The sequence below is a fragment of the Arthrobacter sp. PM3 genome, assembly GCF_003352915.1.
GTDB lineage: Bacteria > Actinomycetota > Actinomycetes > Actinomycetales > Micrococcaceae > Arthrobacter.
On sequence record NZ_CP022314.1, the window covers coordinates 2,682,632 to 2,694,936 of the forward strand.

Genomic DNA, 12,305 nt, shown 5'->3' on the forward strand with positions numbered 1-12,305 from the left:
TTCCTAGCGGACTAATTGGAGGGGAAGTTGTAGGAGGCGCCGGAGGCGTGGTGGGTTTCGGGCCAGCGGGAGGTGATGACCTTGCCGCGGGTGTAGAAGGAGACGCCTTCGGGGCCGTAGATGTGCTTGTCGCCGAAGAGGGAAGCCTTCCAGCCGCCGAAGGAGTAGTACGCGACCGGGACGGGCAGGGGCACGTTGATGCCGATCATGCCGACATCCACGGAGCGCTGGAACTTCCGGGCCGCGGCTCCTGAGGAGGTGAAGATCGCGGTGCCGTTGCCGTACGGGTTGGCGTTGATCAGCTTGATGCCGTCCTCCAGGGTGTCGACGCGGACGACGACGAGGACGGGGCCGAAGATTTCCTCGGTGTAAGCGGTCATTTCGGTCTTGACGTGGTCGATCACGGTGGGCCCGACCCAGAACCCGTCCTCGTGGCCGGGGACGACGAGGTCGCGGCCGTCCACGACCATGGCGGCGCCGGCCTGCTCTGCCTCCGTCACCGTTTTGAGGATGAACTGCTTCGAGGCGGGGGTGATGACCGGGCCCATGTCGGCGTCGGATTCGGTGCCGTTCTTGACCTTGACGTCCAGGGCGCGTTCCTTGACCTTCCTCACGAGCAGGTCCGCGGCGTCGCCGACGGCGACGGCGACGGAGATCGCCATGCAGCGCTGCCCGGCGGAGCCGAACGCGGCGGCGGCGACGTGGTCGGCGGCGTTGTCGAGGTCGGCGTCGGGCAGGATGATCGCGTGGTTCTTCGCCCCGCCCAAAGCCTGGACGCGCTTGCCGTGCGCGGTGGCGACCTCGGTGATGTGCTTGGCGACCGGGGTGGAGCCGACGAAGGAGATGCCGTCGACGTCCGGGTGGGTCAGCAGGCCCGAGATCGTCTCGCGGTCCCCGTGCAGGACCTGGAAGACGCCGTCGGGCAGGCCGGCTTGCTGGAACAGCCGGGCCAGCAGCATCGCGGCGGAGGGAACGTTGCCGGAGGGCTTGAGGATGAACGCGTTGCCGGTGGCGATCGCCATCGGAGCCATCCACAGCGGCACCATGACCGGGAAGTTGAACGGCGTGATGCCGGCGACGACGCCGATCGGTTCCCGGAAGGAGAAGACATCGATGCCGGTGGAGACCTGGTCCGAATACTCACCCTTCAGCAGGGTCGGGATGCCGCAGGCGAACTCGATGACTTCCAGGCCGCGGCCGATCTCGCCCTTCGCGTCGGAGAGGACCTTGCCGTGCTCGGCCGTGATCAGCTGCGCGAGCTCGTCGACGTGGTTGGCGACCAGTTCGCGGAACTTGAAGAGCACGGCGGTGCGCTTGGCCAGGGAAATGTCGCCCCAGGACTCCGCGGCCTTCTTGGCGGCCGCGACCGTGGCCTCGAGGTCTTCCCGGCTGGCCAGCCGCAGCTCGCCGGTGACGGCGCCGGTGGCCGGGTTGTAGACCGGCTTCGTTGCCGTTCCGGTGCCTTCTGCCTCGGCGCCGTTGATGAAGTGGTTGATGGTGAGCGTTTCCAGCGTCGTTGTCATGGTTTCCTTGTGCTCAGCCGTGCGATGTGCGTTGGCGGTGGTCCCTAGTCGATGCAGGTTTGTCCTGACATACTTACATGCTAACAACGCTTGCGAATTGGAATCAAGAGGTTTTTCGCGCCGCGTTAACGCACCAAGGATGCCTGGCCGCGGCCAGGCATCCTTGTGAATGCCGCTGGGGCGGGACCAGCGTTAGCCGGTCACGGCCGCCGTGCGGGGCCGGACCTCCTCTTCGGTGAGCCGGCCTTGCTGGAGCCGGAACCGGCGGGCGGTCTTGTTGGCCAGGGTGCGGTCATGGGTGACCACCAGGATGGTGGTGTCGTGGTCCCTGCTGAGCGCGCTGAGCAGCTCGATGATGTGCTCGCCGGTTTGCTCGTCCAGGTTGCCGGTGGGCTCGTCGGCCAGGATCAGTTTGGGTTCGTTCGCCAGGGCGCGGGCGATCGCCACCCGCTGCTGCTCGCCGCCGGAGAGCCGGTTGATGCGGCGGACGTGCTTGTCCGGGTCGAGCTGGACCTGTTCGAGCAGCTGGCGTGCGCGCTCCTTCCGGGCGCCCTTGCGCATCCCGGCAAATTCCATCGGCAGCATCACGTTGTCCAGCGCCGTGAGGTTTGGGATCAGGTTGAACTGTTGAAACACGAATCCGATGTCCCGGCGCCGGTAGTGGGTGAGCTTCGCGTCGGGCATGCCGGCCAGGCTCACGCCGTTGACCACCACGTCGCCGCTGGTGGGCTTGTCCAGCGCGCCCAGCAGGGACAGCAGGGTGCTCTTGCCGCTGCCGCTCTTGCCCACGATCGAGGCCAGCGTGCCCTGTTCGAGTTCGAAGCTGACGTCGTTGACCGGTTTGATGGTCCGGTCGCCGGACTTGAACGTGCGGACCAGGTTCTTGACTTCGATCATGGCTACTCTCCTCGGAGAACTTCGATGGGGCGGATGCGGGCGGTGAGCAGGGCCGGGACAAGTGCCCCGATGATGGCGACGCCGAAGACGGCGGCGATGCCGGTGGCAATCACCTCGGGGGAGGCACTGGCCGTGACGGAGGTCAGCAGCTGGCTGGCCCCGCCGAAGGGGCCGCCTTGGCCGCCGGGGAAGCCGCCGCCCGCGAAACCGCCGGCGCCGCCACGCTGGCCGGTGGCCGCGCTCGTGATGCCGGTGGCGCTGCTGCTGGAACTGATCAGGGCGCTGGCGATCCCGCCGCTGGCAAAGGACGCGATGGCGGCGCCCACCACACTGCCGAGGGCCACCAGGACCAGGGCCTCCAGCACGAACTGCAGCCCGATGGTGCGGTTGGGGGCGCCGATGGCTTTCAGGACGCCGATCTCGCGGCGGCGTTCGCGGACCAGCATGATCATGATCAGCAGGATGATCAGGCCGGCGGTGGCCAGGGCGGCGGCGAACGCGATGAAGGAAATGTTCTTGACGCTGTCCAGCGAACTGACGGCGGTCTGCAGGTTCCGCTGGCCCTGGGTGACGTCGGCCTTGTCGGCGCCGAGCGCGGCCTGCAGGGCGGCCTTGGCGGCGTCCACGTTCTCCATGCTGTTGACCGTGACGATCATGGTGGACAGTTCGCCCGGCAGGGCTGCGAGGGTCTGCGCGGTGGGCAGCGTGACGTAGAGGGCGTTGTTGCCGAACGCGGTGCCGGCGTCGAACAGCCCCTTGACCGTGAAGGTCTTCTCGCCGATGGTGAAGGTCGAGCCGACGCTGAGGCCGTTCTTCGTGGCCAGCGTGGTGCCAAGCAGGGCGCCCGTGGATTCGGCCGTGTAGTCGCCCAGGCCCGAGCCCTGCGTCAGGGTCAGCGCCTTGCCGGTGGAGTCGATCTCGGCGCCGATGCCGGTGGCGGTGACGGGCAGCGAGAAGGTCCGGGCGGTGCCGCCGGTGGTTCCGTTACTGGTGCTGCCGGTGGCCTGGTTGCGGTTGCCGAGGGTGCCGGCGTCGACGGCGGCCGTGAGGCTCGTGGTCACGGTGGTGGCCGACTGGCCGCCCGGGCGGCCTCCGCCGGGTCCGGCCTGGCCGGTGGAGGACTGGGTGGCGGCCTCGGCGGCGTTGCGCAGGCGCAACGCCTTGGTGCCGACCACGCTGGTGACGTTGGGAACGGCCGCCGCGGTGGCGGCCTGGTCAGCGGTCAGCGGCTCGCCGCCGCCTTCGAAGCCCTGGCCGCCGGCCGGGTTCACGGTTAGGACGGTGCCCACCGAGGCGTTGAGTTCGGCGACCTTGCCGGTGACGGCCTGGTTGGCCACGAGCATGGCCAGGGCAAGTCCGATTGCGACGGCCAGCACGGCCACGACGGCGGCGGTCCTGACCTTGTTTCGAAAGGCGTTGCCTACACTCCGGGCAAGAACGCTCACGGTACTCCTAATTTTTCTTGGGTGTCTCTTGCCGGGCGGACTGCCGGCGGCTGCTCCCACAGTGGTACGGGCTGCTGTGCGGATCTCCCGCCGAAGCTATGGATCCGCTGTGAACCGCCTTGCAACGCAAGAGCCCCGGCCCTCCCGCGCGTGCGGGGGAGCCGGGGCTCTGGAGCCTGGCCGGCGCCGGTGGAAGCGGCGCCGGGTCAGGAACTGTGTGTCAGGAGCTGCCTGTCAGGAACTACTGCTTGGTGATCGGGCCGAGGACCGGATCGTTGACGTAGGCCGTGTGGACGTTCTCCGCCGTCACGATGACCGGCTTCAGCAGGTACGCCGGGACGACCTTGTTGCCATTGTTGTAGGACTTGTCGTCGTTGATCTCCGGCTTCTTGCCTGCCTGGATGTCGTTGACCATGGTGATCGCGTGCTCAACGAGCGCGTTGGTGTCCTTGTTGATGGTGGAGTACTGCTCGCCCGCCATGATGGACTTGACCGATTCAACCTCGGAGTCCTGGCCAGTGACAACCGGGATCGGCTTGCCGGCGGCCTTGACGGAGGTGATGATGGCGCGTGCCAGGGTGTCGTTCGGGGACAGCACGCCGTCCAGCGGGGCGGAGCCGTAGGTTCCGGCGAGCAGGGTGTCCATGCGCTTCTGGGCGTTCTCGGCCTTCCAGCCCTGGGTAACGGCCTGTTCGAAGGTCGTCTGGCCGGAGAGGACCTTCAGGGTGCCGTCGTCCATCTTCGGCTTCAGGACGCTCATGGCGCCGTCGAAGAAGACCTTCGCGTTGGCGTCATCCGGGGAGCCGGCGAAGAGTTCGATGTTGTACGGGCCTTCCGGCTTCTTGGCCTTCATGCCGTCCAGCAGGGCCTGGCCCTGGAGTTCGCCGACCTTGAAGTTGTCGTAGGCCACGTAGTAGTCGACGTCCGGGGTGTTCAGGAGCAGGCGGTCATACGCGATGATCGTGGCGCCGGCGTCCTTGGCCTGCTTGAGCTGGGTGCCCAGCTGCGCGCCGTCGATGGCGCCGACGATGATGACCTTGTCGCCCTTGGTGATCATGGCGCTGATCTGGTTCTGCTGGTCCGATACGCCGCCGTTGGCGAACTGGACGTCCGGCTTGTAGCCGGCCTTGGTGAGGCCGTCGTTGAACAGCTGCTCCGCGAGGACCCAGTTTTCCGAGGTCTTCTGCGGGAGCGCGACGCCGATCGAGGAGCCCTTGGGGAACGCCTCGCCGCCGGTGGTGGAACCGCTGGAGGTTCCGGTGTCCGAACGGCCGCAGGCTGTCAGCGCCAGTGCCGCAATAGCAGCGATCGCTGCTGCCTTTCCTGCTTTACCAATCATTCGCATTGCTTGGTTCACTTTCTTTTGGTGGTGTGCTGAGAAATCGGGGGATTGTGGACCGCGGGAGCCGCTCAGGCTCCTTCGGAGATAACCGCTTTGGTCTGGGTGGTTTCGTCGGCTTTGATTTCGCTGCTGCGGCCGAAGTTCTTCATCAGCATGCCGATGACGGACTTCTTGCCCTGGGTCTTGTTGTAGACGTCGAACGCGACGGCGATCAGGAGCACGAGGCCCTTGATGATCTGGGTGAGGTCGGCGCCGACGCCCAGCAGCTGCAGGCCGTTGTTCAGCACAGCCATGACGAGGCCGCCGATGATCGAACCGATCACGGTGCCCACGCCGCCGGTCACGGCGGCGCCGCCGATGAACACGGCCGCGATGGCGTCCAGTTCCCAGCCGACGCCGTCGAACGGTCCCGAGGCGGTGGAGCGGCCGACGAAGATCATGCCGGCGAGGCCGGCGAGGACGGACATGTTCATCATGACCAGGAAGTTGACCTTCTTGGACTGCACGCCGGAGAGCTCGGCGGCGTGCCGGTTGCCGCCGACGGCGTAGATGTGGCGGCCGATCACGGTCTTGGACGAGATGAAGCCGTAGATCAGGATCAGGACGGCGAGGATCAGGCCCGGGATCGGGAAGGACGTGCCCGGCCGGCCGGTGGCGAACAGGTACGTGGCGTAGAGGATGGCGCCGCAGATCAGGATGAGCTTGACGACGCTGATCCAGGCTTCGGGGACCTCGGCGCCGAGGGCCTTGGCATTGCGGCGCGAGCGGATCTCACTGACGATCACGAAGGCGACGGCGGCCAGGCCCAGAAGCAGGGTCAGGTTGTTGTAGCCGGTCTTCGGGCCGATCTCGGGCAGGTAGCCGGAGCCGATGTACTGGAAGTCGCCCGGGACCGGGATGGTGTTGGACTTGCCGACGAACTGGTTGGCGCCACGGAAGATCAGCATGCCCGAGAGCGTGACGATGAACGCGGGGATGCCGACGTAGGCGACCCAGAAGCCCTGCCAGGCGCCGATGGCGACGCCCAGGAGCAGCCCCATCAGGATGCCGATGTACCAGGGCAGGCCCCAGTCACGGATGAAGAGGGCCACGCAGACGCCCACGAACGCCGCGACCGAACCGACGGAGAGGTCGATGTGGCCGGCGATGATCACCAGGACCATGCCGATGGCGAGAATCAGGATGTAGGAGTTGCCGTTGAAGAGGTTGATGACATTGCCCGGCGTGAGCGTGCGGCCCTCCGTGAAAATCTCGAAGAACACGATCAGCGCCACGAGGGCGAAGATCATGCCGAATTGACGGGTGTTGCCGCCAAAGAGCTTCTTGAGCGCGTTCATTGTTTCAGTCCTTGTTTCCGGATAGTTCGGCTAGCTCTGGATGGTCCCAGAGGGCGAGGCGGTTTTGCGGGCGGACGTCATGAGTTTCATGAGGTTTTCCTGGCTGGCTTCGTCCTTGTTCAGCACGCCGGTGATGGCGCCTTCGAAAATCGTGTAGATCCGGTCCGACAGGCCCAGTAGTTCGGGCAGCTCCGAGGAGATCACGATCACGGCCTTGCCCTGGTTGGCCAGCCGCTGGATGATGCCGTAGATCTCGTACTTGGCCCCGACGTCGATCCCGCGGGTCGGTTCGTCCAGGATCAGCACGTCCGGGTCGGTGAACATCCACTTGGCCAGCACCACTTTCTGCTGGTTTCCGCCGGAGAGCTTCGCGACGCCTTCCTCGACCGAGGGAGTCTTGGTCCGCAGCGACTTCCGGTACTCCTCGGCGACGGCGTATTCCTTGTTGGCGTCGACCACGAAGTGCTTGCTGATCTTGCGCAGGTTCGCCGAGACCGTGGTGGCCTTGATGTCATCGAGCAGGTTCAGGCCCAGGGTCTTCCGGTCCTCCGTGACGTACCCGAGCCCGGCGTCGATCGCCTGGCGGACGTTCTTGAGCTGGAGCTCCTTGCCGTCCTTGTAGAGGTGGCCGGAGATGAACCGGCCGTAGGAGCGCCCGAACACGGACCGGGCCAGCTCGGTGCGGCCGGCACCCATGAGCCCGGCGAATCCGACGATCTCTCCCCGGCGTACGAAGAAGGACGAGTTCTTGCACACCAGCCGGTCCTGGATTGCCGGGTGGCCCACGGTCCAGTCCTTCACCTCCAGGAGCACCTCACCGATCTTCGGCTCGTGGTCCGGGAACCGGGATTCCAGCGTCCGGCCCACCATGCCCTTGATGATCCGGTCCTCGTCGACACCGTCGGCCTTGACGTTCAGGGTCTCGATCGACTTGCCGTCGCGGATGATGGTGATCTCGTCGGCGATCTGTTCGATCTCGTTGAGCTTGTGGGAAATGATGATCGAGGTGATGCCCCGGCCCTTCAGGCCCAGCATCAGATCCAGCAGGTGCTGGGAATCGGATTCGTTCAGCGCCGCCGTGGGCTCGTCCAGGATCAGGAGCTTGACCGACTTGTTCAGGGCTTTGGCGATCTCGACCAGCTGCTGCTTGCCGACGCCGATCTCCTTGATGGGGGTGTCCGGGTCCTCCCGCAGGCCCACCCGGGCCAGCAGTTCGGTGGCCCGGGTGCGGGCCTCGGCCCAGTCGATCACGCCGCGCTTGGTGGGCTCGTTGCCGAGGAAGATGTTCTCGGTGATGGACAGTTCCGGGATGAGCGCGAGTTCCTGGTGGATGATCACGATCCCGGCGTGCTCGCTGGCACGGATGTCCTTGAACTCCTGGACCTCGTTCTGGTACACGATGTCCCCGCTGTAGCTGCCATAGGGATACACCCCGGACAGGACCTTCATCAGGGTGGATTTCCCGGCACCGTTCTCACCGCAGATCGCATGGATCTCACCGGCCTTCACCCGCAGGTTCACATCGGCCAAAGCTTTAACGCCGGGAAATTCCTTGGTGATGGAACGCATCTCGAGGATGAGCGGATCGCTGTGCGTGTTGAGGGACGTCATCTGCCCTTACGCCTCCAATGCATGACTTCGTTGTCCGCCCCTGCAAACCGCAGGGTCGTCTGATGGAAAAGTAAACTGGATCACAGCCCTTGTCGTCAAGTCTTTAACGCAACGGCCCGATAACGAATGGTCAGTTCCGCCGGATTCCGGCGTGCTGGAAGACCAGCGCCGTGGCTCCGAGGGCCTCGGCGCGGTCGCCGAGCGAGGACATGGTGAGGGTGGTTGTCTCGCCAATCACGGGCACGGCGTGGCGGATCAGGCCCCGCCGGATCGGGTCCAGGAGCAGCTCGCCGAGCCCTGCCAGCGGTCCGCCGACCACGATGACCTCCGGGTTGATCAGGTTGGCTACATTGCCCAGGGCGCGGCCGACGGCGAGGCCGGCGTCGTCCACCACCCGGAGCGTCGCGGAGTCCCGTTCCAGCGCCTTGCGGACAATGTCCCCGGGGGTGAGCGGCTTGTCCTCGCCGCGGCTCAGGAGCTCGATCATGGTGGTGGTGGAGGCGATGGTTTCCAGGCAGCCGCGGTTTCCGCAGCGGCAGATCAGGCCGTGCTCGTGGATGGTGGCGTGGCCGATTTCACCGGTGATGCCGACGTTGCCGTAGTAGGGGGCTCCGTTGAGGATCAGCCCCGCGCCGATGCCGGAGCCGATCTTGAGGAACATGAGGTTGCTGACGCCGCTGTGCGGTCCCCACGTGACCTCGGAGAGGGCGCCCAGGTTGGCGTCGTTGTCCACGAAAACGGGGAGATTCAGGGCTTCTTCGAGGCGTTTGAGGATGTTGATGCCGACCCATTCGGGCAGGATCGCGCCCTGCGCCACGGTGCCGGTGCGCCGGTCGATGGGGCCGGGAATTCCGACGCCGGCGCCCACCAGGGCGCTGCGCTCCACGGCGCTGTCGGCGAGCAAGCGGTCCAGCACGCCGACGGCGGCCTGGATGCCTTCCTCGGCGTGGTGGCCGAGGGGGAGCAGTACGGATTCCTCGGCGATCACGTGGTAACTGAGCGAGGCCAGCACCACGCGCAGGTGGCGCCGGCCAAAGTCGATGCCGACGGCGACGGCCCCGTTGCTGTTGAGCCGGACGTTCAGTGCCCGCCGGCCGGAGCTGGTGATCGGTTCGGTGGAGGCCAGCCCGGCGTCCTGCATGATCTTGACGATGTTGGAGACCGTGGCGGTGGAAAGTCCGGTCTGGCGGGCCAGTTCGGCCTGGGTGGAAGGACCGGCGAGGAGGCATTCGATGATCCGCTGCTGGTTCAGATGCCGGAGTGCGGACTGCGAGCCCGGGTTCTTGGTTCGGCTCCTCGTTGAGCGCGTTGGTGAGGGCATGCTATGAAGCGTGACGCATCCGCGGCTTGTAGTCAAGAAGTTAACGCATTGATAACGGCCCCGTGGAATTCCGGACCCGCGACGGGCGGTCTGCCTGTCCGTTTTCCGCCGCGGGGACGTTCCGCCCTGCCGGCGGCCCGTCCGGGCGGAAATGCACCAAACCGGGCGGGCCGGGCCGGGGCTACGCTGAAGCACGAGAGTCCGCAGCGAACCTGCGGAGGCGTCCGGAAAATCTTGAGGTGGTAAAGGTGCTGCTGGCCCTGATGCAGGCGAACTCGGCCGTGCTGGACATAACGGCGAACTGCGCGGCGGTCGAGGGCGCGGCGCGGGCGGCGTCCGCCGCGGGCGCCCGGCTGCTGCTCACCCCGGAGCTCTTTCCGGTGGGCTACGCGCCGCGCCGGCTGCGGGCAGACCTGGACCCCGGCGCGCTGCCCGCGCTCCGGGAGCAGCTGGCGGGCATCGCCCGGCGCCACGGCATTGCCCTGGTCTACAGCCTGCCCGCCGTGACGCCCGCAGGGGAGTGGCACATCACCGCAACCCTGCTGGACGAATCCGGGGATGAGCTGCTCAGCTACGCGAAAGTGCACCTGTTCGGCCCCGACGAGCGCGCGGCGTTCGCGCCGGCGGCGGCCGCTCCCGGCGTCGTGGATTTCCACGGGATCACAACGTCACTGGTCATTTGCTACGACATCGAGTTTCCCGAGGCGGCGCGGGCCGCGGCCGTGCGCGGCGCCGAACTGCTGTTGGTGCCGACGGCCCTGGCCGGCGGATTCGACGCCGTCCCGAAGGTGCTGGTCCGGGCCAGGGCGCTGGAGAACCAGCTGACGGTGGCCTACGCCAACCACACCGGGGTGGAGGAAGCATACGACTTCCACGGCGGCAGCATCGTCGCCGGCCCGGACGGCTCGGTCCTGGCCGAGGCCGGGCCCGGTGCGGAACTGCTGTTCGCCGAACTCGGCGGGGCGGGGCCCGGGACTGACGCTATCGGGGCGGACGACGCCGATGCGGCGGTGGCCTACCTGCGCGACCGCCGCCCGGAGCTCTACCGTTCCTGGGGCGTCTGAGCGTCCTGGCGCCCGATGTCCGTGTACTGCAGCGCGATCCACAGTTCCGCGCGGGACTGGGCCCGGTTGAGGTCCAGGCCCAGCAGCTCGGCGACGATGCCGATCTGCCGGCGGACGCTGTTGCGGTGCAGTCCCGTCGTCTTCGCGGTGGCGTCCCAGCTGCCGTTTTCGCCCAGCCAGGCGCGCAGGACACCCAGCAGGCCGTCCCGGCGCTCCGGTTCCAGCTCCAGGACCGGTGCCAGCAACCGGGTCGCCAGCAGGGTACCGGCTTCGGTGCCCAGCAGGCCGGCCACGGACCAGGTCACCTCGTCCGCCCGGACGCTCCGGCGGCTGGTCAACACCCGGTTCCGCAGCGAGGAGGCGCGCTGATAGGCCTCCGGCAGGCTCTCGAATTCGGTGCCGCTGCCAACCACGAGGCGCCAGCCGAGCCGTTCCACCTCGGCGAGCAGGGCGTCGTCGACCTTTAACCGGGTAACGGCGGCAAAGCCGTAGTCGGTCAGCTCCACGAGTTTGGTGTCGAACAGCCGGCGCCATTCCAGCAGCTCCCGGACCTGCCCCTCGCCGGCGCGGCGCTGCCCGCCGCCGGCCTGGCCGCCCGCGCCGTCGTTGTCCAGCCGGATGCCCTGGACAACGCGCAGCTGGGCGGACCGGGTGGAGGAGGTGCTTTGTGCCAGCAGGTCCTTCAGTCCGGTGATGTGCCGTGCTGTGCCGGAGGCCGTGGTTTCCGGGTGTAGCAGCAGCGCCGTGGCCAGCTGGCTGGGTGCCAGGGAGCCGCTGGTGCGCTGCCGGACCAGCAGTTCCAGCAGCCCGACGGCGGTGGAGACAACGCTGTTTTGCGCCGGGGTCAGCGGGACGTCCGTGCCCAGGACGAGGGCGCCGAGGTTGGCGTCCCGGGTGCTCCGCAGCGGGTACCCGAAGACCAGCGCCGAGCCTGCGGCGTCGAACGAGTCTGTTTCCACCCGGGGACCGCTGCCGCTGAGCAGCCGCGCCAGCAGCGGCTGCAGGGCGGCGGAATCCGCACCGGGAAAAGCGCCCGGGCCTGCCGGGGCGGCCGATCCGCGGGCGCGCACCCGCCCGTCGGCGCCGACCAGTACGGCCCAGACCGGGACGCGCCGCGCCAGGGCCGCCAGGAGTTCGTGTTCGGGGCGTGCGGACAGGACGGCGCGCATGAGCTGCCGGTTGGTGTCGGCCAGTTGCCGGAAGGTCCTGGCGTTGTCCGACTCGAGGAGCCGGGAGAACTCGAGCCCGAGTGCGGCGAACGGGAGGCTCCCCGGAATGGAAACCAGGGTCAGGCCGTGCCGCCGGCACGCCTGCAGCACGGTGTCCGGCACGGCGTCGAAGTAAGGTTCCAAGCCAAAGCCGAGGGCGCCGACCCGGGCCGCGACCAGGCGCTGCACGTAGGCGTCCACGGCTTCCGCGCTGCCGCCTTCGGCCACGAACGGCAGGCCGGCCGTGAGCAGGAATTCGCCGTCGAGCAGGTAGGGGGTGGGGTTATCCAGCTCGCTCGGCTCGACCCAGCGCAGCCGGTCGCCGCCGTTGCCGGCGTCGTGCAGGACCTCGAGTGCCGGCAGCTGGCGGAGGAACTGTGCCAGCGTGACGAAGCCGAGCCGCTCGGCGTCCTCAGCAGCCACTGCCGGCTCCCTGCGAGCGGACCGCCCGGGCCGCCGACTCCGGTGCATTTGGTCTCATGGATGAAGCCTACAGGTCATTTTGCACCACCATGAGAGGTGGCTCACAAGCCTAGGGTGGTCAGGGGAATCCGACC

The 12,305-nt window shown here is 67.4% G+C and carries 9 protein-coding genes; 1 reads left to right on the top strand and 8 read right to left on the bottom strand.

Annotated features, from left to right (window positions below; genetic code table 11):
- Positions 1 to 11: 11 nt before the first annotated feature.
- The 7 genes from CFN17_RS12240 to CFN17_RS12270 all read right to left on the bottom strand — a co-directional run bounded on the left by CFN17_RS12240 (position 12) and on the right by CFN17_RS12270 (position 9,476).
- On the bottom strand, positions 12 to 1,523 hold the full coding sequence (locus CFN17_RS12240; protein ID WP_208747967.1) for a CoA-acylating methylmalonate-semialdehyde dehydrogenase: 1,512 nt from the start codon (positions 1,521 to 1,523) through the stop codon (positions 12 to 14).
- 192 nt (positions 1,524 to 1,715) lie between these two features.
- Positions 1,716 to 2,420, bottom strand: a complete 705-nt coding sequence (locus CFN17_RS12245) for an ABC transporter ATP-binding protein (protein WP_208747968.1) — start codon at positions 2,418 to 2,420, stop codon at positions 1,716 to 1,718.
- Positions 2,421 to 2,422: 2 nt separating this feature from the next.
- Positions 2,423 to 3,865: an ABC transporter permease gene (locus tag CFN17_RS12250; RefSeq protein WP_208747969.1), complete on the bottom strand. Its 1,443-nt coding sequence runs from the start codon at positions 3,863 to 3,865 to the stop codon at positions 2,423 to 2,425.
- Positions 3,866 to 4,106: 241 nt separating this feature from the next.
- On the bottom strand, positions 4,107 to 5,210 hold the full coding sequence (locus CFN17_RS12255) for a sugar-binding protein (RefSeq protein ID WP_208747970.1): 1,104 nt from the start codon (positions 5,208 to 5,210) through the stop codon (positions 4,107 to 4,109).
- Between the two features lie 65 nt (positions 5,211 to 5,275).
- Positions 5,276 to 6,544: a multiple monosaccharide ABC transporter permease gene (mmsB, locus tag CFN17_RS12260; protein WP_208747971.1), complete on the bottom strand. Its 1,269-nt coding sequence runs from the start codon at positions 6,542 to 6,544 to the stop codon at positions 5,276 to 5,278.
- A 30-nt stretch (positions 6,545 to 6,574) separates the two neighbouring features.
- Positions 6,575 to 8,155 carry a multiple monosaccharide ABC transporter ATP-binding protein gene (gene mmsA, locus CFN17_RS12265; RefSeq protein ID WP_208747972.1) on the bottom strand — a complete coding sequence of 527 codons (1,581 nt, stop codon included), beginning with the start codon at positions 8,153 to 8,155 and terminating at the stop codon, positions 6,575 to 6,577.
- A gap of 130 nt (positions 8,156 to 8,285) precedes the next feature.
- Positions 8,286 to 9,476, bottom strand: coding sequence for an ROK family transcriptional regulator (locus CFN17_RS12270; RefSeq protein ID WP_208747973.1), 1,191 nt, complete (start codon positions 9,474 to 9,476; stop codon positions 8,286 to 8,288).
- Between the two features lie 248 nt (positions 9,477 to 9,724).
- Between CFN17_RS12270 and CFN17_RS12275 the strand changes: the two genes are divergently transcribed.
- Positions 9,725 to 10,540 carry a nitrilase-related carbon-nitrogen hydrolase gene (locus CFN17_RS12275; protein WP_261792463.1) on the top strand — a complete coding sequence of 272 codons (816 nt, stop codon included), beginning with the start codon at positions 9,725 to 9,727 and terminating at the stop codon, positions 10,538 to 10,540.
- On the opposite strand, the gene CFN17_RS12280 is transcribed toward CFN17_RS12275, so the two are convergent.
- Complete coding sequence (locus CFN17_RS12280) at positions 10,519 to 12,219, bottom strand: PucR family transcriptional regulator (protein ID WP_208747974.1); 1,701 nt, start codon at positions 12,217 to 12,219, stop codon at positions 10,519 to 10,521. The two genes, CFN17_RS12275 and CFN17_RS12280, sit on opposite strands and share 22 nt — an antisense overlap.
- Positions 12,220 to 12,305: the final 86 nt, after the last annotated feature.